The sequence below is a fragment of the Ruegeria sp. P10 genome (assembly GCF_056534925.1).
In genome coordinates, this window is sequence record NZ_JBQERJ010000006.1 from 263,612 (window position 1) to 287,350 (window position 23,739).

Below are 23,739 nucleotides of genomic sequence, written 5' to 3' on the forward strand. Positions count from 1 at the left end.
TGTGAAACAGGAAAGCCGAAAGATGATTTCTCGACGTGACTTCTTGCAGGTTTCAATGGCGGCATCGGCTCTGTACGGGGCATCCGGGTTTGGCAATTGGGCCAGGCTTTCCGCACAGCAAAGTCTGACGCAGGATCAGCTGCTGGAGTTTGAGACCTTTGGCAATATCAGCCTGATCCATGTCACCGACATTCACGCACAACTCAAACCGATATTCTTCCGTGAACCCGAGATAAACCTGGGTATCGGTGAGGCAAAGGGGCAGATGCCGCATGTCACGGGGGCCGCGTTCCGCAAGGCCTACGGGATCGAAGATGGCAGCTCGTCGGCCTATGCGCTGACCTACGACGACTTTTCAGCCTTGGCAAAGACCTACGGTCGGGTTGGTGGTTTGGACCGGGTTTCGACGGTGATCAATGCCATCCGTGCGGACCGGCCCGATGCCCTGCTATTAGATGGCGGCGATACCTGGCACGGGTCTTACACCTGTTACCAGACGGCTGGTCAGGACATGGTCAATGTCATGAACGCGCTGAAACCTGATGCAATGACCTTTCATTGGGAGTTCACGCTGGGCAGCGACAGAGTCAACGAAATCGTCGAAGGGCTGCCCTTTGCCGCCTTGGGTCAGAACATCTTTGATGCCGAATGGGATGAACCTGCGGAACTGTTCAAGCCCTACAAGTTCTTTGACCGGGGAGGTGCAAAGGTTGCCGTGATCGGACAGGCGTTCCCTTACATGCCAATCGCGAACCCGGGTTGGATGTTCCCTGAATACTCTTTCGGCATTCGGGACGAAAACATGCAGGCCGTGGTGGACGAGGTTCGCGATGCCGGTGCCGATGTCGTCGTCGTCCTCAGCCATAACGGCTTTGACGTGGACAAGAAAATGGCAGGCCGGGTGGAGGGGGTCGACGTGATCCTCAGTGGCCACACCCATGATGCGCTGCCCGAGCCCGTTCTGGTGGGCAAAACGCATATCATCGCGTCCGGCTCGAACGGCAAGTTCGTCAGCCGCGTGGATCTGGACGTGCGGGATGGGCAGTTGATGGGGTTGAAGCACAAGCTGATCCCGATCTTCTCTGATGTTATCGCTCCGGATCCTGCGATCACCGCCCTGATAGATGAGCAGCGCGCGCCCTATGAGGCGACGCTCAGTGAAGTGATCGGCAAAACGGACTCGTTGCTCTATCGTCGCGGCAATTTCAACGGAACCTGGGATGACCTGATCTGTGATGCCCTGCTTAAGGAGCGGGAGGCAGACATTGCCATGTCCCCCGGTGTTCGTTGGGGGCCGTCGATCCTGCCGGGGCAGGAGATCACGCGCGAGGACATCTGGAACGTCACTTCGATGTCGTATCCGAATGCCTATCGCACGGAAATGACGGGTGAATTCATCCATGTGATCCTTGAGGATGTTGGCGACAACCTGTTCAATCCCGATCCCTACTACCAGCAGGGCGGGGATATGGTCCGTGTCGGTGGGCTGGGTTACCGCATCGATGTGACCAAGCCGCAAGGGCAGCGGATCAGCGAGATGACCCTGCTGAAGACGGGTGAAGCGATTGATCCGTCGAAAACCTATGTCGTGGCCGGCTGGGCCAGCGTCAACGAAGGCACCGAGGGCCCGCCGATCTGGGATGTCGTCGAAAACCACATTCGCAACCTTGGAACCGTAACGGTGCAAGAGAACACCAGCGTCGATGTCGTCGGCGTCTAAGAAACAGATGGAGACCTAAGAGATATGGATGACGCGTTCAAACCGTCCCGCCGGGCCTTCCTGAAAGGCAGTGCTGCGGTCGCCGCGGGGTCAGTTGCAGGTGCGGCAGTGGCAGAAACGCCCGACCCCCTGATAACAGAGCTTCAGGATTGGGCATCGTACACGGGTGCAGGCGTTGACGAGACACCCTATGGCATGCCGATCAGCTATGAATCCCATGTCGTGCGCCGCAATGTGGAGTGGCTGACCGCCTCTCCGATTTCGTCGATCAACTTCACGCCGATCCACGCGCTTGATGGTACAATCACACCCCAGGGCTGCGCCTTTGAACGGCACCACTCGGGCGCAATCGAGCTGCGCAAGGAAGACTATCGGCTGATGATAAACGGTCTGGTCGATCGCCCGCTTGTCTTTACGTATGACGACATCGAACGTTTCCCGCGCGAAAACCACGTGTATTTCTGCGAATGCGCAGCGAACACCGGGATGGAGTGGGCGGGTGCGCAGCTCAACGGCGTGCAATTCACCCATGGTATGATCCACAACATGGAATACACCGGTGTTCCGCTGCGCACGCTGTTGCAAGAGGCCGGCGCCGATATCTCGCCCGACAAATGGGTCTATGTCGAGGGCGCGGACGCGTCGTCCAATGGCCGCTCCATTCCGATGGAAAAAGCGCTGGATGATGTGTTGGTGGCCTTCAAAGCAAATGGCGAGGCCCTGCGGATGGAACATGGCTATCCTGTGCGCCTGGTCGTGCCAGGCTGGGAAGGCAACATGTGGGTCAAATGGCTGCGCAGGATCGAGGTCGTCGACAGGGCGGTCGAAAGCCGCGAAGAAACATCAAAGTACACCGATGTTTATGCTGATGGCACGGCCCAGAAATGGACTTGGGTGATGGATGCGAAATCCGTCATAACCTCGCCCAGCCCGCAAATGCCGATCAAACATGGGCCCGGGCCGCTGGTGATTTCAGGGCTTGCATGGTCAGGCCACGGACAGATTACCCGTGTCGATGTATCCAAGGACGGCGGCATCACGTGGGAGACGGCACGCCTTGGCAAGCAGGGCGACACCAAGGCTTTGACACGTTTCTATCTCGACACGAATTGGGACGGGGCGCCCATGCTCCTACAGGCCCGAGCAATGGATGAGACCGGCTATGTACAGCCAACCAAAGACCTGCTGCGCGAAAAGCGCGGCGAGAACTCGGTCTATCACAACAACTGTATCCAGACGTGGTACGTAAGCGCAGAAGGGATCGCCGAGAATGTCGAAGTCTCTTAGCCATGTTTTCCTGCCCGTATTCGGCGGCACAGCGTTACTGCTTGCGGGGGCGTTGGTGTTCGCCAACCGAAACTTCGGCCAACTGAAGATCGAAACTTTGGAAACCCGGATTGGTCAGGTTGAGGCCCACGCAGCAGCCGCACAGGAAAAAGCGAAGTCAGAAGCCGAACGAGCAGCCCAGCTTGAGCTCAAAGTCCAGGAAATTCAGGCCGCCGCAGCGGAACGGGTTGCGAATGGCGCGAACCTGACCGCACCTGCGCCCAGCCGCGAGGGCACCTATGGGCTTGGACGGCCTGCGCTGGAGGAAGAGATCGCGGCCTGGGACGTTGACGTTTTGCCGGACGGGCGGGGCTTGCCTGTCGGATCGGGCGACGTTTGGACCGGCGAAGAAGTGTTTGCCGACCGCTGTGCGTCATGTCACGGAGAGTTTGCCGAAGGTGTGGACAACTGGCCCGTTCTTGCCGGTGGGTTCGATACGCTTGCAAACGAAGATCCCGTCAAGACCGTCGGGTCCTACTGGCCGCATTTGTCTACTGCCTGGGACTACATTTCCCGTTCCATGCCATTTGGCGAGGCGGGCACTTTGACCGCGGATGAGACCTATGCGATTGTTGCCTACATCCTGTATTCAAATGATTTGGTGGATGACGATTTCGAACTGAGCAACGAAAACTTCGCCGAATTCGAGATGTACAACAAAGACGGTTTTGTCGTCGATACGCGACCCGAGACCGAGTACGCCGAATCGCGCAAAGAGCCTTGCATGGAAAACTGCAAGGCAGAGGCCGCTGTCACAATGCGTTCCGTTTTTCTGGTCGAGACGCCGCCCGAAGGTGGGTCGAACTCGGTGATGAATGATGCCACCGTTGAGGGGTTGCCGACATTCACTGCGGACGGCCCGTCGTTCATTCCGGCAGCGGCACCCAAGCCCGAGGAAAAAGCCGCCGCGGAGCCAGCCGTTCAAGAGGCCGAAAAGACCGACGAAGCAACGGAACTGGTTGCCGCCGGAGCGAAAGTCTTCAAGAAGTGCAAAGCCTGCCATCAGGTGGGTGAAGGTGCAAAGCACGGCACCGGGCCGGCGTTGAACGGAATTGTCGGGGCCAATGCAGGATCGGTCGAGGGGTTCAAATACTCCAAGGCGATGAAAGCCGCATCCGAGGCCGGCCTTGTTTGGACGGATGAGGAAATGGCGGCCTTCCTGACGAAACCCAAGGATTACATGAAGGGCACGCGAATGTCTTTTGCGGGGCTCAGGAAGCCAGACGACGTTGAGGCCGTGATTGTCTACCTCAAATCGTTTGGAAGCTGATCATGCGGTGGCCGGACATACTGGCGTGCACGGCGGTCTTGGCGGCTTTCGCCACATCGACCTACGCAACCGAAGACCTTGGTGATGCCGAGGCCGGGAAAACAGTGTTCGCCAAGTGCAAGGGCTGCCATCAGGTTGGCGAAGGAGCGGAAAACAAAATCGGCCCGCATCTGAATGGTGTCTTTGGGCGCAAGGCCGCGGGCCTTGACGGTTTCAATTATTCCAAAAGCCTGGTGCGCGCGGGAAATTCGGGTTTGGAATGGCACGCTGACACTCTGTCAGCCTATATCGAAGATCCACGTGCATTTGCGTCGGGCACAAGGATGAGCTTTCGCGGTCTGAAAGACCCGGAAGACCGGGCCAATGTGATTGCCTATTTGCGGGGGTTTTCAGACAACCCTCGGGATATTCCCGAAGCGGACCCAACCGCGAAAGGCACGGACCATTCCGTCGATCCAGCGATCCTGGCGATTCAGGGAGATCCCGAATACGGCGCATATCTCAGCAGCGAATGCACGACATGTCATCAGATCGAAGGAAGTGACGAGGGTATCCCGTCGATCGTGTATTGGCCCGACGAGGATTTTGTCGTCGCCATGCACGCATACAAGGACAAAAAGCGGCCACACCCGGTTATGCAAATGATCGCCGGAAGGCTGAACAATGACGAGATCGCGGCCTTGGCCGCATATTTCAATAACCCAGAGTGATTGTGCCCAAGGGGAGGAAACGCGATGACACTCAATAGACGTACATTTCTAGGAGCCGCCGGGGTGGCGGCAGCCGGATTATCTGCACCGATGGTTCTGGCTCAGGGCAGGCCTCGGGTCGTTGTTGTCGGCGGCGGTGCAGGCGGCGCTACGGCTGCCCGCTATATTGCAAAGGACAGCAAAGGTGAGATCGACGTGACGCTGATCGAGCCGTCGCGGACCTACTACACCTGCTTCTTTTCGAACCTGTATCTTGGAGGGTTCCAGGAACTGTCGGATATCGCGCACAGCTATGGCACGCTTGCCGCCGACTATGGGATAAACGTGGTCCACGATTGGGCCATCGGTGTTGACCGCGATGCCAAGACTGTATCATTGGCCGGGGGTGGCTCGGTTCCGTATGACAAGCTGATCCTCAGCCCGGGTATCGATTTTGTCGACGGGGCTGTTGAAGGCTGGGACGTCTCGGCGCAAAACAAGATGCCGCATGCGTACAAGGCCGGCTCGCAGACAGAGCTTCTGAAAGCTCAGATCATGGCGATGCCCGAAGGCGGTACTTTTGCGATGGTTGCACCACCAAACCCGTACCGCTGCCCGCCCGGACCCTATGAACGGGTCTCGATGGTTGCGCATGTTCTGAAAGCAAACAATCCCACTGCGAAAATCATCGTGGCGGATCCGAAGCCGAAGTTTTCGAAGATGGCATTGTTCCAGGAAGGCTGGGCAAACCATTACGAAGGCATGGTCGACTGGATTGGTGAAGACTTCGGTGGCGGCAATGTCTCGGTAAACCCGGACGCGATGACGGTGACCATCGACGGAGAAGAGACCACAGTCGACGTCTGCAACGTGATCCCGGCGATGAAAGCCGGACGCATTGCCGAAATGGCCGGAGTGACCGAAGGCAACTGGGCGCCGGTGAACGCCGCGGACATGTCCTCCAAGGCGGATCCGGACATCTATGTCCTGGGCGATGCCAGCCAGCAGGGTGACATGCCGAAATCGGGTTTCTCGGCCAATAGTCAGGCGAAAGTGTGCGCGAATGCCGTGCGGGGCGCGTTGACCGGATCCAAGGTGTTCCCGGCCAAGTTCTCCAACACATGCTGGTCGCTGATCGACACGGATGATGGCGTGAAGGTTGGCGCAACCTACGAGGCGACGCCGGAAAAAATCGCCAAGGTGGACGGGTTCATCAGCCAGACCGGCGAAGATGCCGATCTGAGAAAAGCAACGTATGAAGAGTCGCTGGGTTGGTACGCCGGTATCACCTCGGACATGTTTGGATAGAAGTTTTCGGGGGTTTTGACACGGGTCAAAGCCCCCGAAGCTCAATCTGAGAAACTGCGGCTCAGGAGGAGGATCAAGATCATGAAACACTCAATCATCACGGCCGCGTTCTTTGCAGTCTCTGCCAGTCAAGGGCTTGCCGAGGATATCATCACGACCCCCTTTGACGGAAGTTTTGATGATGCCACCTTTGCGGTCGAGTCCGCAATTGTCGGGCAGGGGCTGGTCATCGACTATGTGAGCCACGTTGGCGAAATGTTGAACCGAACGGGCGCTGATGTCGGCAGCGACAAACAGATATTCGCGGCGGCGGACATCTTTATTTTTTGCTCGGCAAAGATTTCGCGTGAGGTGATGGAAGCTGATCCGATGAATATCGGCTATTGCCCATACGGGATTTTCGTGGCCGAGGACGATGACGGGGTGAAGGTCGGATACCGAAGCTATCCGGACGGCCCAATGCAAAAGGTCCAGACCCTGTTGTCTGGAATCGTTGAAGAGGCTGTTGGGGATTGAAATGAACTACCGGCAGTATTTTCGAGATCAACTTGATCTACTGAAACAGGAAGGAAACTACCGGGTTTTTGCAGACCTCGAACGTCAATGCGGAGCGTTTCCAACGGCGCGCAGTTACGCAGGGGGTGGTCCCGAACAAGTCACTGTCTGGTGCTCGAACGACTATCTTGGAATGGGACAGCATCCCAAGGTTCTTGCGGCCATGCACGGGGCGATCGACAAATGCGGTGCAGGTGCCGGTGGGACGCGGAATATCTCGGGGACCACGCACGAACATGTGCTGTTGGAGCAGGAGCTTGCGGACCTTCACGGCAAGGATGCAGCATTGCTGTTCACGTCCGGCTACGTATCCAATTGGGCGGCCTTGGGAACCTTGGCGTCCCGCATCCCCGGAATCACGGTACTGTCTGACGAATTGAACCATGCCTCGATGATCGAGGGGATTCGTCACAGCCGTTGTCAAAAGCGGATCTGGAAGCACAACGATCTTGAAGACCTTGAAAGGCAACTTGCGGACCTGCCTGCAAATGCGCCCAAGCTGATCGCGTTTGAAAGCGTCTATTCCATGGACGGCGATATTGCACCGATTGCCGGGATCTGTGATCTGGCGGACCGGTATGGCGCGATGACCTATCTGGATGAGGTTCACGCGGTCGGGCTGTACGGTCCGCGCGGCGGGGGCATCGCCGAGCGCGAGGGCCTGATGGACCGCCTGACCGTGATTGAAGGGACTTTGGGCAAGGCGTTCGGCGTGGTCGGCGGGTACATCGCGGCGTCGAAGGAGCTTGTCGACTTTGTCAGGTCCTTTGCCAGCGGGTTTATTTTCACCACTGCTTTGCCTCCGGCCGTGGCGGCAGGAGCTGCGGCTTCGGTGAAGCACCTGAAGCAAAGCAATGCAGAGCGGCAACAGCACAAAAAGCGCGTGCGCGAAGTCCGGGACAGGCTGGACGATCTGGGTATTCCCCATACACCGAACCCAAGCCATATCATTCCGGTCATGGTCGGCGATCCGGTCAAGTGTCGATTCATTTCGGATGTGCTGATGCGTGATTATGGGATCTACATCCAGCCCATCAACTATCCAACTGTCCCCAAAGGAACGGAACGTCTGCGGATTACGCCGTCGCCGGTGCACACCTGTGAAGACGTGGACCGACTGGTATCTGCATTGGGTGAGTTATGGACGCAATGCCAATTGGCACGCAGGCCAATGGCTGCGCAATGACGCTGACGAATTGACCAAAGACAAAGACACACACGCAACGAAGTGAGAGTTTCTGTCCATGGAGAGGCTCATCGATTTGCTAGGAGACCCGGGCACCCTGGCGTTTGCCGGAGTGCTAGTCGGTATCCTGTTCGGCGTGACGGCTCAGAAGTCCCATTTTTGTTTGCGCGCATCGACGGTGGAAGTCGCCGAAGGTAAGTTTGGCCCCCGCTTGGCGGTTTGGCTGATCGCCTTTACCGCGGCACTGACGCTTGTACAGGCGCTTGTCTCGCTTGAATTGCTGGACCTTTCCGAGGCACGCGCCATCGCGTCCACCGGCAGCCTTAGCGGTGCGGTTATTGGTGGGGCGATGTTTGGCATCGGCATGGTTCTTGCGCGCGGATGCGCATCTCGCCTGCTGGTATTGGCCTCGTGCGGCAATCTACGAGCACTTGTGACAGGGTTGATTTTGACCTTGGTGGCTCAGGCCGCCTACACAGGCGTTCTCAGCCCGGCCCGTGAAGCGATTTCCGGTCTGTGGACCATCTCAGGAGGTGCAGAGCGCGATCTTGCAGAAATAATGGGGTTCCCCCCATCGGTCTATTCGGCCGTCGCCGCAATTGGATTTGTCTTGTCGATCGTGTTTGCCCTTCACAGGAAAGTCGCGCCTGCAAAGATCGTGACAGCCGCCGGAGTTGGCGGGGCAGTGGCGCTTGGCTGGTTCATGACGTTTTCCATCGCGCAGGCATCTTTTGAGGTCGTCCCCGTGTCTTCGGTGACGTTTACCGGCCCGGCCACAGACACGCTGATGGCGTTGGTTGCAGAGCGAAATGTGGTGCTGTCTTTCGGTATCGGTCTTGTGCCGGGCGTGGCCATTGGGGCTGCAGGATCTGCCATCATTTCCAGCGAGTGGAGGATCGAGCGTTTTGGCTCGGACACTCCGATGGAACGGTACCTCGTCGGAGCTGTCCTCATGGGATTCGGGGCGATGCTGGCCGGAGGTTGCGCCGTGGGCGCGGGACTTTCAGGCGGGTCCGCCCTGTCATTGACAGCCTGGCTTGCAGTTTTCTTCATGTGGGTTGGGGCGATAGGAACGCACAGGTTTTTGATGCGGCTGCCGGTATTGCAGCATTCCTGACTTACTCGAACTCCATCTGTTCGAAAACGCGCCCGGCGTTCTTGGTTGCCAGTTCCTCGAACGCGTCCAGATGGGCATAGGGGGACTGATCGACATAATAGGCTTCAGTCAGATCGCCGCCCGCATCCATATGTTCTTGAATCCTGGTTCGCAGATACACCAGGTAATCGCGCGTATAACGGCGCACCTGATCCATATTCGTGGGATGACCGTGCCCGGGTATGACATATGTGGCATTCAAAGCCTCGAACTCGTTGTCCCAAGTTTCCAGCCAATCCGCGGTATAGGTATCCTGAAAGATCGGCAGCATGCGCTCGTGGAATGCCATGTCACCCGCGATGACAAGGCTTTGGTTCGGCAACCAGATCGAGATATCGCCGGGGCTGTGGGCCGGTCCGAGGTATTTGGCCTCGATCCGGAAGTCTCCCATCTCGATCACGTATTCATCATCGAATGTCTCGGTTGGGCCTGCCAGAAACGTGCCCTCTGCCTTGTCCTGATTGTATCGTTTCATTCCCTCCAGAATCTGAGGGCCATATTCCTCGAACTCAGCTGCTGCATCCGAATGAGCGACGATTGGAACCCCGATTTCCGACCAGTAGGCATTGCCAAGCATCGCGTGCCCCTGACCGTTCTCGTTGAAGACAAGCGTGACCGGCTGATCCGTAATCGCCTGAATTTCCTTGTGAAGTGCCTCGGCAAGGACATAGGCGGCACCGCCGTTGACAACGACCACGCCCTCACCTGTTACGATGAAGCTCAGGTTGTTGTTGTGACCAGAGTTTTCGTAGGTCGGCGGAGCGGTTGCGCCAATGGCGGAATAGACGCCAGGGATGAATTCGACCGGCTTGGAATACAGAACGCTTTGCGGATACTGGTCTGCAATATCCTCGCTTGCCCAGGCCGGTGTGACGAAAGCAATCGCAATCACGAATGATCGTATCATGACGCCTCTCCAATGAACCTGTAGGCCGAGCCGGTCTTTTCGACGCGGCCAATTCCACCGTTCGGCAGGTGGAAGCCGATTATTCTCATTTCCTCTTCGGAAACCTGATCCAGAAGTGAGTAACGCGCAGCTGCGGCGACCTGGGGATCCTGATCCGTTCCACTGTGCCAATCGGGGTGTTCAAAGGCCACGTGCGGATTTCCTAGCGCGTCGCCGACGACCATCACGGCCTCATTCCCATTTCGAAGCTCAAAAGCCATGTGACCGGGCGTGTGCCCAAAGCTTGCCCGTGCCGCAATGCCCGGAAGTATCTCTTGCCCATCCTCGAAGAACGCGACCTGATCCTCAATTGCTTCCAAACGCCGCTTGGCACCGGCCGCGAACGCGGTGCGATCGTCACCTATCGTGTCCACCGTTGAGGGGTTCCACCAGTAATCCCATTCTTTGCGTCCAATGAGGTGCGTCGCATTAGGGAAAAGCAGGTCGTCGAAATCATCCAGAACACCCCAGATATGATCCGGGTGCGCGTGGGTGAAAACCACATGCGTGACACTTTCGGGCGACAAGCCAATTGCTTCAAAAGTTTCCATAAGTTTGCCCGATGTGGGCATGAAGTCCGGCCCCGCTCCAGCATCGAACAGCACGGTGTTTTCGTCATCCCGATAAAGCGTGACGTTGCACTCTGGCTCGTACTTGGTCGCGTCCGCTTGATTGCGGGTCAGGAATTGCTCGACCGCCTCTTTGGGCATGGCTCCGAAAACAACATCAGGTGGCAATGACAGGTATCCGTCTGACACGGTCGCAATTCGGGCTGAAGGACCGAGCCGCAGCTCTGCCTGAACGATCCTGGCTTGAGCTCCAAGTGCCGCAAGACACGTGGCATTGAACAGGAAGCTGCGTCGGGACAAAGGAATTTCACTCATACGCAATCATTAAAATGAATATTTTTATTTGTAAACGATGGAAGCACCAACAAAGGATCATTCCAAGACGCTGAAAAACCGGCCAGGTCTTCTTTGCGATTGGGCGAAGAACGGTTTTCAGCGGTGGCAAATGGACGCGACACCAAGGTCATGCGCAAAGTGAACGCACAGCGCAATCCGCGCGAAGATGGATTGCCGAGGAAGGGATGATGTCGGAAATGCGATTGTCACGTGACCTCGAAACAGGGAAGGGACCCAGCCGAAGAACGACGGCGATGGCAGACACAGCTTTCCACCGAAAAATCCCGGTCCATCTGCGTCAAAGCGCATTGTTCTCATCCCGCTGTGCTTGTAAGGAAATTGCACGGCCCCAGGGGCTGCGCCGTGCGGGCGTGATGGAATGGTAGACATATCAGACTTAAAATCTGAAGGGCGTATGCCCGTGTGGGTTCGAGTCCCACCGCCCGCACCAAAAAATCTCGGTGACTTATGCGTGCGTGGCAGGTGGCGCCGTGGGGGACGCGCGGGTGCTGCGAGGGGCCCACTCAACTCTGCTGTGCGACCGAGCCTAAACCGGAAACCCCAATTGTCGGATCAGTTTCCAAATGTCCCTGTTCGCGGCTGACAGCTGATCAACGACTGCTTCGATTTGGAGCAGGGCATTGTCGTCGACGGTATCTTCGCGGCCTAGTTTTATGTCGGTTTTGCGGTCAGCGATCCGCATAAGGATCGTTTTCGGGTTTCCGCTTTCAGGGTCGAAGGAATAGATGCAATGGTTGTACTTGTTGCGGATGCCAGAAAGCTTGGCCAGCCTTTGCGTATGTTCGAGGATCGGATCTCGGACCTGGGCAGGGCGCCCTTCCATTTTTGCAAGTCTTTCAACCAGATCTATTCGCGCGCGGGTGGTGTTCAAAGTCAGAAAGATGATTACGGCCACGTCCTTGGACGTTCCGGTTAGGCCGGCGATCAGATGGATCAGCAGGCTTTCGGTGTTTGTCCACATATAGTTCAGCCTGCCGACCAAAAGGATCAGGCGGTCGAACCGGGCTTCGAACGGATCAGTCAAGGGCGGTCTGCTGCGCCTCATGAGGCGCAACCTCGAAATAGAAATGAGCAGCCGCCGTCCGGTTGCTGACGCCAATCTTTCCGACAACGTTATGCATGTGCAGCTTGACCGTGTGTTCCGTGATGCCCAGCTTGGCCGCAATCAATTTGTTGCTTTTGCCTTCTGAAACCAGTTGCAAAACCTGTTTTTCGCGGCGTGTCAGCTTGGAATACTGTACGTGCCGATCTGCGCCGTTGGAAGTAATGGCCTCCCGTCGCCGTGGTCTCTCGGGCGCGCGCTGACAGTGGGGTGAAACACAGTCAGCCAGAAAGCTGGGAAGATAAAGTTCCTCGTGCATCAGCAGTCTGAGGATGGCGCGCCACGCGTCCGGTGCCACGTTCATCGGTAAAAAGCCGACATCTCCAAACTGCGCGCGGTTCCAGCCTTCGAACAGGTGTCGGGCGGATTCCTCTTTGCGATAGGCGAAAGCAAGACAGCCGGAACCTGCACTTTTGGTGTATGCATCGGCGCGCGTCAAAAGGTCCTCGATCAACATCTGATCCACAACGACGATCTTGCCGCTGTCCGGAACATGTGTGTGCATTGCCTCGAGTGTTTCGAAGCGAAAAGCGCGGACGCCAAATTCAGTTTGAACGCTTCTTAGAGTTTGATTTGAATAGAATAGTTCTTTCCCGAGGAAGACAATCGAAAAATCTTCTGAATAATAACTCTGATTGCCAGTTTCATTGTTCAAAGACTCACTCATTATATTCCCTCACAAAACGGTGTTAACCGGAAATGGCTTTATCGAAATGGAATTGCCGGTGAAAAAGTAGTTAACTAATCAAAGAATTACGTGAGGTTTATTGTAGCTGAAAACGTGATTTTCTACAACCAGACGGTATAGTTCAAGTGCCTTAGATATAGAACTATTGTTTAGGTTTTTCGGTGTGGCATTGTGTAACCAGCGGAAACAATTGCATTATTTTTTATTGCTTTCTTAATTTAGAACTTCTTGATCCAGTTCGGCTAAAGTTCCACTGCATTCTCAAAATAAACAATAAAAACAATATGTTATTCTCACCAGAACTTTCAGTTAGCTAGTCGCAAGCGTGCGTCACTGCGAACATGGTCAGGCTTTAATTGTGAAAGCGTCTGTCCCTGCCGCGCCCGTTCCTTGCGTATTTCAGCATCGATTGTGAACGGTCGCGTATTCGGCTTAGCCGGGAAAGGAGGTGGCCTAAAGAAAACGACGGTGGACCGCATTCAACGTGTTTGAACGCTGTGCGGGTATTTTAGTTTCAATCACGCCCGTTGCCGCTTTGTAGATGAATGGCGGTCAGGCGTTCCAGAAATGGGAATTTGTTATGAGACGTAATGTAAACAATACAAACGTAACGACCGTTGACGAAATTGTTGTCGAAAACCTGGAAGCTCCGGTTGATGTTGAAATTCAGGTTGATGAGGCTCTTGTCGAAGCCGATGTGACTGCGCAGCAACAGCAGCAGGACCAAAATGTAGAAAACGCCAACGAGCAGGGCCAGGATCAGGGCCAGGGCCAAGACCAAGGTCAGGATCAGGGTCAGGATCAGGACCAGGGTCAGGATCAGGACCAGGGTCAGGATCAAGACCAGACGCTTAATGCCGGCGACAACACCAACGACAACTCCAACAGCAACTCAATCAATATCGATTTCGGCGGCGGTGAGTGGATTCCGCGCGACGATGATCAGGTTGATCTGGATCTTGGTGACTCGGCGACAGTGGGTGACGTGATCACTGCTGGCCGCGATCTGACCTATGATCCAGGCGATGACATGAATCTGGATATCTCGATGGACGACGCCGGAACGGCAATGTCATCCGTGAACAGCCAGGTCGCCAGCCTGAGCGACGACGACACGCTTGATTCACCGACCGTATCCAACAACGCCGACTTCACCCAGAACGGCGATGCCAATGGCGGCACGGCAACTGCGGCTGAAGGTATTAGCTCGGATGCTAACGGTGGAAAATCGGGCGACGGTGGAACCAGTTACGGTGGAGCGGCCGATTCATCAACCTTGGGCAGCCACGCGTGGGCTGACGGTGGTGATACCGGCAGTGCAGATGCCGATTCCAGCGCCGGCCGGGGCGGATCGACCGGTGACGCAAGCAATGCCAGCAATGGTGTTGGTATGGCGGGCGCAGGATCCGACGGTGACAGCGCCGGTGGAGATGGCGGTGCCGCGGATAGTTCGGCTTCGTCCGACAATGATGGCAGCACAAGTGCCGATGGCAGCGGAACCGGCGGAGCCGGCGGCAGCGCGGATTCGTTTGGTCTGGGTCTGGGCCTGGGTCTGTCTGGTTCGAACGCAGCGGGTAACGCAAACGGCGGCGACAGCGATTCCGACTCGACAGGAACCGGGACCGGAACGGCGGACAACGCTGCGGATGCGTCCGGCGCGGATGGTGGCGACGGTAATGCTGCGGCAGATGGTTCGGCTTCGAACACCAGCGACAGCAACACCGATGCAAATGATGCCACTGCGGGTGACAACACTGCGGATGGTTCTGCTGACAGCGGCGCGGACAGCTCGGCTGACGGCTCTGGCGGAACGGGAACCGGTGGTGACGGATCCGGCGGTGACGGCACTGGCGGTGACGGCACCGGTGGCGACGGTACCGGCGGCGACGGCGAAGGTGGATTCGGCGCGATGGTCGAAGCTGCAATCATGGCTTTGCAGGAAGAGCTGGGCATGATTGACGCCGAAGCAGGCGAAGGCGGCGACGGTACCGGCGGTGACGGCACCGGTGGCGACGGCACGGCCGGCGACGGTTCAGGTGGCGACGGCTCGGGCGGCGACGGCTCCGGTGGGACCGCTGATGCGGATTCCGATGCGCAGGGTGTTGGCGATCAGTCGGCAAGCGGGCCGGATATCGACCAGAGCCCAGGCGACGTGAACGGCGCGGCCAGCAACTCGCAGGACACCGACGGCAGCGGCGGTGACGGCGGGTCGAACGCAGCAGATGGCGCAGCGGATGCGGCCGGTACCGGAACATCGGCTGCCGACGGCGACGGCGGCGCGGGCGGTAGCACAACGCCAACATCGACGTCTACCGGCAACGGAGCCGGGTCTGCCGACGCGGCCAATACCGCAGGCAACGGCGGAGCTGCCGACATCTTCGGAGACGCCGACACAAACGGTGCGGCTGACAGCTTGGCCGAAGCAATTGCCGGATACGGTGGCGAAGGCAGTTCCGACAATGATGCCACATCGACTGGGTCGGGCGACGCAGCTGGTGCGGCCGACTCGGGCAACGGTGGTGCCGGTGGCGCATCCGCCGCGAACGGCGGAACCAGCGGAGCTTCGATGGGCACTGCAACGTCAGGCGATACCATGGGTGGCATGATCACCGGTGGTAACGGTGGCGGCGCCTATTCAGGTGACGGTGGTGCCGGCGGCAATGGTGGTGCCTGGGGCGCGAACAATGGTGGCGATGGCATCGTGACCGGCGAGTCCTATGCATCGGCGGCAGCTGTCGTTGATACGTCTGCGTTCAACCAGTCGATCATCATGGGCGCCAACGTCCTGGGCAACACGGTCGATACGACCATGGTGGGTGGTTCGATGACCATGTCCCACGCCAGCGACGACACGGACGTTTAAGTCAAAAGGCGGGGCTCGCATTTTCGGGCCTTGCTACCCTTCGAAAATGCCGGGGCCGCAAAACGCGGCCCCGGCCCAACTGAACCCAAAGCGGAAATTACGAGCCGCCGCGGGCAAAAAGGAAAACCGACATGGCACTTGACGGTATTACGGAAACGATAGCGCATTTTGTTGGAACTTTTGAGCTTACGATAGAACAAGCCCGCCTGAGGGATCAGTACGAGGAATTCAGCGCCCTGAGGCGTAAAGCCGAAATAGACGGGCTTGACGAGCCTACCTCGATCAACATCAAAGCTGATCTGGATATCCCAGCGGGCGAATACAAAGCCCTGCCATTCAATTTTCTTCCCTCTCAACCAGAACTTCCGTTGCCAAAAGCTCCTGTCGGGCCGGTGCATGAGTCGGTCATCGTCCTTAACGGTGACAGCGCGGAATCCACGCGATTTGTTCCAGACAGCATATCCGGCCCGTCTTCTGCACCGGAACTGATTATTCTGCGACCGGATACGGTGCCATTGGGTTCGGCACTGACATTCACCGTGCAAAAGGTGGTCATGCGCGACAACGACACGGTGGGAGAAGGGGACTTTCGCGATACCGAAGCGCTGATCGCCCAGGGCGAAGAGATGATGGACATGGCGCTGTCGCTTCATGCCATGGCGGCCCCTACGCTTTCGCTCGCGGATTACAAGTCGACCGAAATGCTCGAGGCGCTGGCCGAACAGATGTTGGCCCCGGCAAACGCGAATATAGACGGGGTCACGGTACATCAGTTTCATGGCGATGATGCGTTGGGGGTGATCGTAAACGGCAAGTACGTTGACGAATCTCCGGTATGGACAGACATCCTGCCTGCGTTCCATCAGCCGGATGAAGCCGGAGAGGATGAGACAGAGGCCATGCTTCCGGCCGAGTGGGATCAGTCGAAAGATCCAGACTTTGACGACGGACACCTGGTCGTGACCGGAGGGAACCTTGCGATCAATGCTGTCTCGGCATCTATAGGTTGGGTTGATGCCCCCTATATCGCCGTCGGAGGGCAGGCGATCAGCCTGACCGCCATCAGCCAGGTCGCGCTTGTGTCAGATTGGGATGTGGGGGCGCCGGGAACGGGCAGCGGCACCAATGTGATTCAGTCCTCGAAGATCGAAGTCGAAGGCCGAGAGGCCCCCTGGCTGGACAATGGCACCGGAACAACCGGACAGCCCGAGTTCATCGTTGTGGATTGGGTCCACGGTGATCTGGTTGTGGCCAACTTCGTCAAGCAAGCTATCGACGCCACGGATATAGACAACATACAGACCGAGATTTCGGCCGCATCGACCTTGTACGCGCTGGGCGACAACGAAATGTTCAATGTCACCGACATCGTGCAGCTGGGCAGCTTTTACGACCTGATCATGATCGACGGGAATATGATTTCCGTGGACATGTTGTACCAGACCAACGCCCTGATGGATGACGATATCATCAACTGCGGTATGCCCGGCGCAATGGCTGGAGATGATGAAAACGTGATCATGAATGACGCGTCGGTCAAAACGATAGGCGCAGATACACATCAGGATCTGCAGCAGAACCTGTCCGACGCCATGGCGCTTGATCAAACGGATATGGATGCGTTGGAGAACGCGCTGCTCAACGATCCCTTGTTCGCAGGAATGGAACAGTTGCGCGTGCTCAAGATCGACGGAGACTTGTTGCAGGTGAACATTGTTGAACAGGTCACCATGATGCTGGATCAGGATCAAATTGACCTGTCCGGTCCAAGTGCCGCCGATACCGATGTCGTCGCAGGCAGCAACGCCCTGTTGAACTCTGTCAATCTGACCAAAATGGGTGTGGATTCGACGGTTATGGCCGCTGACGGATCTTATTCTGACCTGCTGCTTCATCAGGCCAGCCTGATTGACGTGCCAGACAACCAAGAAATCACAGATATGACCAACGAGGCGATCGCCGCAATCATGGCGGACATGTCTGTGCCGCAACCGGATGCCGCCCTGGAACTGGACGCACAATCCACTGACACAACGACACCAGATGACGGCCTGCAATCCATGCTGGCCTGACCCCCCAAGTTTTTATCGAGTGACCAGAAGGTTTGTATATGTCGATTGTTTTTTCGTCGCGCCGTCCACTCTTATCCAGTCCACTGGACAGGCAGGGCGGTTTGGGCCCGAAGCGCCAGCGCGCAGACGGTGGGGCAGATCCAGCGACACAACGGGTCAAAGCCCGGTTGCACCTGACGCAGGAGATGCGCGTGCCTGAGTCAGATCCAGATTCGACGGTTGAAACCGAAGCGCCACAGCAATCCGAAGACCAAAAACACTCACGCGAACGACGGCGCGCTGATCCTCCCCATCAGCGTGCGCAGCCGCAACCCGCGCAAGATGAAGAAACGGCGGGTGGCGGCAATGGGGTGGCCGACGCCGACGGCCCGGATCCGGCATCCGCCGGGGACTCGACTGCGCGCAAGACCCCCTCTGCACGCTCATCCGGTGGGAACGGCATAGGCACCACGATCGAGGCCAAGGCAAACCAGCCACTGTTGCAAACGAATTCCGGCGGCGGTGATGGGAACGGGCCACCCCAAACCTTCCACAAACGCACCCCGCCCGAAGATTTCCAGCGCACGCTGCGCGTTTCGATGCGGGCGATCCGGCGCAATCTTGCGTTTGTTCTGGTCCTGACCTGCGCCACGAACATCCTGATCCTGGCGATCCCGATCTATCTGTTCCAGATCAGTGACCGTGTTCTGACCAGCCGGTCGCTGGATACGCTGATCATGCTGACGGCCATCGTGGCAGGGGCGGTGATCTTCCAGTCTGCTTTTGATGCGGTGCGGCGGTTCATGCTCATGCGGACCGGGGTCGAAGTGGCGGCCCGGCTGGGCGCACCGGTTCTGAGCGCGGCGGCCCATGCGTCGCTGCACGGAAACGGGCGCGAGTATCAGACATTGGGCGATCTGCAACAGCTTCGCGGTTTTCTGGTCTCGGGCACGCTGCTTTCATTTCTGGACGTGCCGTTTGCGCCGCTGTTCATCCTGATGATTTTCCTGGTGCATCCGCAACTGGGCATGATCGTGGTGGTTACTGCGCTGATCCTGATGACGATTGCGCTGATCAACCAGAAAATGACTGCCAAGCCGTTTGCCGAGGCCAACAAGGCACAGTCCATGGCGAACCTGCATCTGGATTCGATGTCTCGCAACAGCCAGATCATCAACGCCTTGGCAATGATCCCCGAAGCCGTGCGGATCTGGGGGCGGGACACTGCCCAATCGCTGACCTGGCAGGTGCGGGCGCAGGACCGCAACGTGATCTTCGCTTCAATCTCGCGCGCCGTTCGCCTTTTGACGCAGATCGGAATTCTGGGTTGGGGCGCGTTTCTGGCGCTGCAAGGAGAGATCACAGGCGGTATGGTGATTGCGGCCTCGATCATTGCCGGACGTGCCTTTGCGCCAATCGAAGGTTCGATTGAAGGGTGGAACAGCTATCTGCTGACGCGCGGAGCTTACGGCCGGATCAAGGCGCTGTTGTCGACCTCGGCCCTGCAATACGAAAAACTGCGTCTGCCGCGCCCCGAAGGTCGGCTGGATGTCGAACGCCTGCTCTATGTACCGGGCGGAACCAAACGCGTGGTTCTGAACGGCATCACGTTCTCGCTGGTTCCCGGTGAAACTTTGGCCATCATCGGTAATTCCGGTGCCGGGAAAACCACGCTTGGGAAAACTCTGGTGGGATCCATTCTGCCCACATCGGGCAGCGTAAGGCTTGACCTGATGGACATCCGAAACTGGGACCCGCGCCAGTTTGGCGAAAGCATCGGCTACCTGCCGCAGGATGTTCAGCTGTTCCCGGGCACGATCAAGGACAATATCGGCCGGATGCGGGCGGATGCCACTGACGAACAGATCCACGATGCCGCCGTTCTGGCCGATGTTCACAACATGATTGCAACGCTGCCGCAGGGATATGAGACCGTGGTGGCCGCTGATGGCTCGCCTTTGTCCGGTGGTCAGAAGCAGCGTATCGCACTGGCGCGGGCGTTCTTCGGCAACCCCAGAATGGTTGTGCTGGATGAACCGAATTCAAATCTCGACGTCGCGGGCGACAAGGCGCTGGCATGTGCGATCGAACAGGCGCGTCAAAGCAAGATCACCGTTGTCGTCATTACGCAGAAGCCAACGTTGTTGAATGTTGTCGACAAGATCATGCTGCTGACGGACGGGCGTGTGGCCCTGTTTGGTCAACGTGATCAGGTTCTTCAGCAGATCAACGGGCCGCGCAAGCAGACTGGAATTGAAGGCCAGCAGGGGGGCTGACCATGAATGATCTCGTACCTGTGAACAACTCAGACAATGAACCAGAAGTTTGGTATGCCGAGGTTCCGCGCTCGATCAACAGGTTGATAGTGATCGGGGTGGTCTTGCTTGTCGTGTGCTTCGGCGGTTTCGGGGTATGGTCCTTCAGTGCCCCGCTGGCCGCAGCGGTCATCGCGCAAGGCAGCTTTGTGGCCACGGGCCGCAACAAGATTGTCCAACATCTTGAAGGCGGCATCATCGAAGACATCAAGGTTGTGGAAGGTCAGGCGGTTCAGGCAGGTCAGGTTCTGATGACCCTGGACCAGACCTCGGCCCAGGCCAATGAACGTGAATTGCATATTCGCAAGCTGCGCCTTCAGGCCATGACCGAGCGGTTGCTGGCCGAGTACGGGGAGCGCGACCGCCTCGTGTTTTCGCAGGCGCTTGTCGAAGCATCCGACGATCCTGAAGTAATGGCCATTCTGGATGGGCAAAAGCTCAGCTTCGATGTGTCGCGCAAGACGCTGCTGAATGACTTAGCCCTGCTGGAGCGCAACATGGAAGCACTGAAAATCCGATCAAGCGGATTTGAGGCGCAGCTGGACAGCATGGCACGGCGCGCCGAGATCTTGCAGGAGGAGTTCGAGGCCAAGAGCCAACTGTTCGAAAAGGGCCTTGTCCGCAAAGGAGAGCTGAACACCATCCGTCGTGTTCAGGCCGAAGCCGAAGGTCAGCAGGCCCGGTTGCAGGCGGAAGCCGCTGAAATCAACCAGATGCTGCTGAAATATGACGAACAGATCGCGCGTACGCGGTCCGCCTATCGTGAGGCCGCACTGGATGAACTGGGCGTGATCGAAGCTGATCTGGAAAGCGTGCGTGAAAAATCCCGACAGGCGCGCAGCGTTCTTGACCGGGCCGTGGTGCGTGCGCCGGTAACTGGAACGGTGGTGCGATTGCATTATCACACGCCGGGCGGTGTGATTGAGACCGGGGAACCGATAGCCGAGATCCTGCCCGCAGATGCGCCCCTGATCATCGAGGCACAGATTCCGCGTACCGAGATTGACAGTGTCGTCACGGGGCAGACCGCCACAGTCCGCCTGATCGCATTGAACCAACGTACGACGCCTGTTTTGTATGGCGAGGTCTTCTATATCTCGGCCGATGCGCTGCTTGAGGATTCGACCGGTGTTCCGCAGGAAGTCTATCTGGCACGAGTCTCACTGACCCCGGATGAGTTGCAGCGCGTGCGCGGCTTTGTTCCGACACCGGGGATGCCCGCTGAAATCATGATCCAGACCGAGGAGCGCACCTTTGCGGCCTATATCGCCAAACCGGTATCAGACAGCATGTCGCGCGCGTTTCGCGAGCAGTAACACGCGCGTTTCCTTCCATGTCTACACCTTCCAAAATTCGCATGTTAACCTCTGCGCGGTGACGTAAAGGAGAACTCACATGCCGGTGACGGTGAAAGAGATGATGGAGGCGGCCAACGCGGTGGTCGAGCGTATCGATGCGGCCAAGGCAAAGGCGATGACCGAACAGGGGGCGCTGCTGTTGGACATACGCGATGCGAATGAGCTGGAACACACGGGCCGCGCCGTTGGGGCGCATCATATACCCCGGAGCATGCTGGAGTTTCGAGCAGACGATGCATTGCAATCACATGACCCTGCACTGCGCAAGGATCGCCCCATCGTGTTGTACTGCGCATCAGGCGGGCGCGCGGCTTTGGCCGGAAAACTCCTGAAGGATATGGGATACCAGAGGGTGTACAATCTTGGTGGATTGACGGACTGGGTGAATGGGGGCGGTGAAATCGCCAAATCCTAGTTTCGGAACCGTCTGCATCTGACACAAATCAAAGCGCAACACATTCGAATCGTGAAATATTTGGCCGGAAGCCATCAAAAGGAAAACCCGGTCATGTTTCGCCTTGCCGCTATGCTGTATTCCCTGATTGCAACTGCTCTGTCTGGTTCGGCCGTTATTGCCGTGCTTTCAGCTGGAATGGTATCCGTCAGCGCAATTGTGGGCGCCGCGGCCGCTGGGGCCGTAATCGCGGCTCCGGCATCCTGGATGGTGGCCAGGCGGCTGTATCAAGGCGCTTGATCAGGCGTTCAGGAAGGTCCTGACGGCAGCTTCGAACTCGCGCGGTTTTTCGGCGTGCAGCCAGTGCCCGGCGCCGGGGATCTTGGCAAATCGCGCGCCGGGAAACAGAGCGCGGATCTTGGCCCGATGTTCCGGCAAGACGTAATCTGACTCGCCCCCCGACAGGAACAGCGCGGCGCCTAACCACTGGGCGTCCAACTCGGGAAAGCCCATGATATTTGGCATCTGGTCCGCCAACACGTCCAGGTTCAGCAACCAACGCTTTCCCTTGATGTCCAGCGATTGGGTGAAGAAGCTCTGCAATGCTTTTTCAACGCCTTGCTCGGCCAATTGTTGCTCGGCATCCGAGCGGCGTGCAATGCGCGAGAAGTCCACGGCACGCATGGCCTCGATGAACTGAATTTGGCTGTGCGTGTATTTCACCGGCGCAATATCTGCGACCACCAGTTTGTTCACCAGCGCGCCGTGTTGCAGCGCAAGTGTCATCGCTGCCTTGCCGCCCATTGAATGCCCAAGTACGTCCGCCGTCCCGCCGATCCGTTCGATGACCTCGGCGATATCCTGCGCCAGATGGGGATAGTCATGACAAGCGTCCCACGCGCTGTAGGCATGGTTACGCATATCGACGGCCACAACCTGCCGCTGGTCTGATAGCCGTCTGGCAATCACGCCCCAGTTTCGGGCCGATCCATACAGGCCGTGGGCAATGACAAGGGGCGGTCGGGCGGTCGGTTCGCCGTGTATGATGGTGTTCAGCATGTACCGCGTGATACAAGCCACCGCCGGAAACGACCAGCCCCATTGTAGGTCATAGACGCTGCCGCTAGATTGCCTCCGCAGGAGGCCACCAATGCCGCAGGACCCAGACATTCAGACCCGGATCGCCGAAACGGTTGTGTTGCTGCGCGCAAAGCTCGGAGTGCGCGACAAGACGCTCGAGGCATCGATCCGCAAGGCCAGGCGCCGACTGCCGCGGCGCGTCTATAAGCAGGCCTTGATTCTGGCCCGGGCCGAGGCGATGGCGTCTCATCCCAAACTGAGGCTGGTTCTGGATAACCCCAGGCTGATCAAGGCGTCCGACGTGGTGCAGGAACATCTGGGGTCTATCAATCTTGCGGATCGCAGATGGGGGTGGTTCCTTGGCCTGCTGGGGGGGCTGGCCTTCAACATGCTGGCACTGACGACACTGTTGCTGGTTTTTCTGTGGTGGCGCGGCTTGATCTGAGCTTGGATTCCGGACAACGCGCCAAGGTCTGAACATGGCGCAAACCCCTGTGTGCGGTAACATCGAATGCACGGAGCCGGTGTGACCAGCGCGAAAGGCTGATCGGGGCGGAAAAAGCGCGTATTGACCAGAATGGCTTGGGCGACCGTGGGGCCCGGGACCTTGCCCAAAATATCGGATTTGCGCTGGGCGAGATCCAGACCGTTTTCAGGAATCTGACGCAAAAAAACGGCGCCTCAAGGCGCCGTTCCGTGTTTGAGGGTGGACCAGTTACAGGTTCGGATAGATCGGGAATTTGGCGCAGAGGTCTGCGACCTCGGCCTTGACCTTGGCTTCGACGGCGCCGTTGCCGTCTTCGCCA

Annotated in this window: 20 protein-coding genes and 1 tRNA gene; 16 read left to right on the forward strand and 5 right to left on the reverse strand. The window is 57.7% G+C overall.

What is annotated here, in order from left to right; genetic code table 11:
• Nucleotides 1-22 precede the first annotated feature (22 nt).
• From soxB to ACR0FB_RS12655, 8 genes are all read left to right on the forward strand, one after another.
• Entirely contained in the window at nt 23-1,720 is a 1,698-nt protein-coding gene (soxB, locus tag ACR0FB_RS12620; RefSeq protein ID WP_480491587.1) for a thiosulfohydrolase SoxB, read from the forward strand.
• 24 nt (nt 1,721-1,744) lie between these two features.
• Complete coding sequence (soxC, locus tag ACR0FB_RS12625) at nt 1,745-3,007, forward strand: sulfite dehydrogenase (RefSeq protein WP_171638141.1); 1,263 nt, start codon at nt 1,745-1,747, stop codon at nt 3,005-3,007.
• Complete coding sequence (locus ACR0FB_RS12630; RefSeq protein WP_209547055.1) at nt 2,991-4,316, forward strand: c-type cytochrome; 1,326 nt, start codon at nt 2,991-2,993, stop codon at nt 4,314-4,316. The genes soxC and ACR0FB_RS12630 overlap by 17 nt, the downstream gene beginning before the upstream one ends.
• Nucleotides 4,317-4,318: 2 nt before the next feature.
• Complete coding sequence (locus ACR0FB_RS12635) at nt 4,319-5,026, forward strand: c-type cytochrome (protein ID WP_480620872.1); 708 nt, start codon at nt 4,319-4,321, stop codon at nt 5,024-5,026.
• A 24-nt stretch (nt 5,027-5,050) separates the two neighbouring features.
• Complete coding sequence (locus tag ACR0FB_RS12640) at nt 5,051-6,313, forward strand: NAD(P)/FAD-dependent oxidoreductase (protein WP_171638135.1); 1,263 nt, start codon at nt 5,051-5,053, stop codon at nt 6,311-6,313.
• An 81-nt stretch (nt 6,314-6,394) separates the two neighbouring features.
• A complete protein-coding gene (locus ACR0FB_RS12645; RefSeq protein ID WP_171638133.1) occupies nt 6,395-6,829 on the forward strand; it encodes a DUF302 domain-containing protein in 435 nt (144 codons plus the stop codon).
• A 1-nt stretch (nt 6,830) separates the two neighbouring features.
• On the forward strand, nt 6,831-8,054 hold the full coding sequence (hemA, locus tag ACR0FB_RS12650; RefSeq protein ID WP_480620875.1) for a 5-aminolevulinate synthase: 1,224 nt from the start codon (nt 6,831-6,833) through the stop codon (nt 8,052-8,054).
• Between the two features lie 58 nt (nt 8,055-8,112).
• Nucleotides 8,113-9,171: a YeeE/YedE family protein gene (locus ACR0FB_RS12655; protein ID WP_171724368.1), complete on the forward strand. Its 1,059-nt coding sequence runs from the start codon at nt 8,113-8,115 to the stop codon at nt 9,169-9,171.
• Nucleotide 9,172: 1 nt separating this feature from the next.
• Here ACR0FB_RS12655 and ACR0FB_RS12660 read toward each other — a convergent pair whose 3' ends face one another.
• Both ACR0FB_RS12660 and ACR0FB_RS12665 read right to left on the reverse strand, forming a co-directional pair.
• Entirely contained in the window at nt 9,173-10,117 is a 945-nt protein-coding gene (locus ACR0FB_RS12660; RefSeq protein ID WP_480620877.1) for an MBL fold metallo-hydrolase, read from the reverse strand.
• Nucleotides 10,114-11,040: an MBL fold metallo-hydrolase gene (locus tag ACR0FB_RS12665; RefSeq protein ID WP_480620879.1), complete on the reverse strand. Its 927-nt coding sequence runs from the start codon at nt 11,038-11,040 to the stop codon at nt 10,114-10,116. Before ACR0FB_RS12665 ends, ACR0FB_RS12660 begins: the two co-directional genes overlap by 4 nt.
• A 386-nt stretch (nt 11,041-11,426) precedes the next feature.
• On the opposite strand from ACR0FB_RS12665, the gene ACR0FB_RS12670 reads away from it, so the two are divergent.
• Nucleotides 11,427-11,512: transfer RNA gene (locus ACR0FB_RS12670), tRNA-Leu, on the forward strand.
• Nucleotides 11,513-11,608: 96 nt separating this feature from the next.
• Here ACR0FB_RS12670 and ACR0FB_RS12675 read toward each other — a convergent pair.
• Together ACR0FB_RS12675 and ACR0FB_RS12680 are read right to left on the reverse strand one after the other, a co-directional pair.
• The gene (locus tag ACR0FB_RS12675; protein ID WP_171363812.1) at nt 11,609-12,127 is read right to left on the reverse strand and encodes a hypothetical protein; all 519 of its coding nucleotides are present in this window, start codon (nt 12,125-12,127) and stop codon (nt 11,609-11,611) included.
• Complete coding sequence (locus ACR0FB_RS12680; RefSeq protein WP_480620881.1) at nt 12,099-12,689, reverse strand: helix-turn-helix transcriptional regulator; 591 nt, start codon at nt 12,687-12,689, stop codon at nt 12,099-12,101. Before ACR0FB_RS12680 ends, ACR0FB_RS12675 begins: the two co-directional genes overlap by 29 nt.
• Nucleotides 12,690-13,452: 763 nt before the next feature.
• On the opposite strand from ACR0FB_RS12680, the gene ACR0FB_RS12685 reads away from it, so the two are divergent.
• From ACR0FB_RS12685 to ACR0FB_RS12710, 6 genes are all read left to right on the forward strand, one after another.
• Entirely contained in the window at nt 13,453-15,735 is a 2,283-nt protein-coding gene (locus ACR0FB_RS12685) for a hypothetical protein (protein WP_171724365.1), read from the forward strand.
• Between the two features lie 131 nt (nt 15,736-15,866).
• Nucleotides 15,867-17,807, forward strand: a complete 1,941-nt coding sequence (locus tag ACR0FB_RS12690; protein WP_480620883.1) for a type I secretion protein — start codon at nt 15,867-15,869, stop codon at nt 17,805-17,807.
• Between the two features lie 38 nt (nt 17,808-17,845).
• A complete protein-coding gene (locus ACR0FB_RS12695) occupies nt 17,846-20,062 on the forward strand; it encodes a type I secretion system permease/ATPase (protein WP_480620885.1) in 2,217 nt (738 codons plus the stop codon).
• Between the two features lie 2 nt (nt 20,063-20,064).
• Complete coding sequence (locus ACR0FB_RS12700; protein WP_480620887.1) at nt 20,065-21,417, forward strand: HlyD family type I secretion periplasmic adaptor subunit; 1,353 nt, start codon at nt 20,065-20,067, stop codon at nt 21,415-21,417.
• 79 nt (nt 21,418-21,496) lie between these two features.
• Nucleotides 21,497-21,874, forward strand: a complete 378-nt coding sequence (locus ACR0FB_RS12705) for a rhodanese-like domain-containing protein (protein WP_209835025.1) — start codon at nt 21,497-21,499, stop codon at nt 21,872-21,874.
• A 93-nt stretch (nt 21,875-21,967) separates the two neighbouring features.
• Nucleotides 21,968-22,153, forward strand: coding sequence for a hypothetical protein (locus tag ACR0FB_RS12710; protein ID WP_152457401.1), 186 nt, complete (start codon nt 21,968-21,970; stop codon nt 22,151-22,153).
• On the opposite strand, the gene ACR0FB_RS12715 is transcribed toward ACR0FB_RS12710, so the two are convergent.
• Complete coding sequence (locus ACR0FB_RS12715) at nt 22,154-22,912, reverse strand: alpha/beta fold hydrolase (protein WP_171724360.1); 759 nt, start codon at nt 22,910-22,912, stop codon at nt 22,154-22,156.
• Nucleotides 22,913-23,003: 91 nt separating this feature from the next.
• On the opposite strand from ACR0FB_RS12715, the gene ACR0FB_RS12720 reads away from it, so the two are divergent.
• Nucleotides 23,004-23,378: a hypothetical protein gene (locus ACR0FB_RS12720; protein ID WP_209547087.1), complete on the forward strand. Its 375-nt coding sequence runs from the start codon at nt 23,004-23,006 to the stop codon at nt 23,376-23,378.
• Nucleotides 23,379-23,739: the final 361 nt, after the last annotated feature.

Excerpts from the sequence above, each read along its gene's own strand:
- ACR0FB_RS12635 (WP_480620872.1), top strand. The coding sequence starts at position 4,319 with ATGCGGTGGCCGGACATACTGGCGTGCACGGCGGTCTTGGCGGCTTTC.
- soxC (WP_171638141.1), top strand. The coding sequence starts at position 1,745 with ATGGATGACGCGTTCAAACCGTCCCGCCGGGCCTTCCTGAAAGGCAGT.
- ACR0FB_RS12630 (WP_209547055.1), top strand. The coding sequence starts at position 2,991 with ATGTCGAAGTCTCTTAGCCATGTTTTCCTGCCCGTATTCGGCGGCACA.
- hemA (WP_480620875.1), top strand. The coding sequence starts at position 6,831 with ATGAACTACCGGCAGTATTTTCGAGATCAACTTGATCTACTGAAACAG.
- ACR0FB_RS12665 (WP_480620879.1), bottom strand. The coding sequence starts at position 11,040 with ATGAGTGAAATTCCTTTGTCCCGACGCAGCTTCCTGTTCAATGCCACG.
- ACR0FB_RS12675 (WP_171363812.1), bottom strand. The coding sequence starts at position 12,127 with ATGAGGCGCAGCAGACCGCCCTTGACTGATCCGTTCGAAGCCCGGTTC.
- soxB (WP_480491587.1), top strand. The coding sequence starts at position 23 with ATGATTTCTCGACGTGACTTCTTGCAGGTTTCAATGGCGGCATCGGCT.
- ACR0FB_RS12710 (WP_152457401.1), top strand. The coding sequence starts at position 21,968 with ATGTTTCGCCTTGCCGCTATGCTGTATTCCCTGATTGCAACTGCTCTG.
- ACR0FB_RS12640 (WP_171638135.1), top strand. The coding sequence starts at position 5,051 with ATGACACTCAATAGACGTACATTTCTAGGAGCCGCCGGGGTGGCGGCA.
- ACR0FB_RS12690 (WP_480620883.1), top strand. The coding sequence starts at position 15,867 with ATGGCACTTGACGGTATTACGGAAACGATAGCGCATTTTGTTGGAACT.
- ACR0FB_RS12705 (WP_209835025.1), top strand. The coding sequence starts at position 21,497 with ATGCCGGTGACGGTGAAAGAGATGATGGAGGCGGCCAACGCGGTGGTC.
- ACR0FB_RS12715 (WP_171724360.1), bottom strand. The coding sequence starts at position 22,912 with ATGCTGAACACCATCATACACGGCGAACCGACCGCCCGACCGCCCCTT.
- ACR0FB_RS12680 (WP_480620881.1), bottom strand. The coding sequence starts at position 12,689 with ATGCACACACATGTTCCGGACAGCGGCAAGATCGTCGTTGTGGATCAG.
- ACR0FB_RS12695 (WP_480620885.1), top strand. The coding sequence starts at position 17,846 with ATGTCGATTGTTTTTTCGTCGCGCCGTCCACTCTTATCCAGTCCACTG.
- ACR0FB_RS12700 (WP_480620887.1), top strand. The coding sequence starts at position 20,065 with ATGAATGATCTCGTACCTGTGAACAACTCAGACAATGAACCAGAAGTT.
- ACR0FB_RS12655 (WP_171724368.1), top strand. The coding sequence starts at position 8,113 with ATGGAGAGGCTCATCGATTTGCTAGGAGACCCGGGCACCCTGGCGTTT.
- ACR0FB_RS12685 (WP_171724365.1), top strand. The coding sequence starts at position 13,453 with ATGAGACGTAATGTAAACAATACAAACGTAACGACCGTTGACGAAATT.
- ACR0FB_RS12660 (WP_480620877.1), bottom strand. The coding sequence starts at position 10,117 with ATGATACGATCATTCGTGATTGCGATTGCTTTCGTCACACCGGCCTGG.
- ACR0FB_RS12645 (WP_171638133.1), top strand. The coding sequence starts at position 6,395 with ATGAAACACTCAATCATCACGGCCGCGTTCTTTGCAGTCTCTGCCAGT.
- ACR0FB_RS12720 (WP_209547087.1), top strand. The coding sequence starts at position 23,004 with ATGCCGCAGGACCCAGACATTCAGACCCGGATCGCCGAAACGGTTGTG.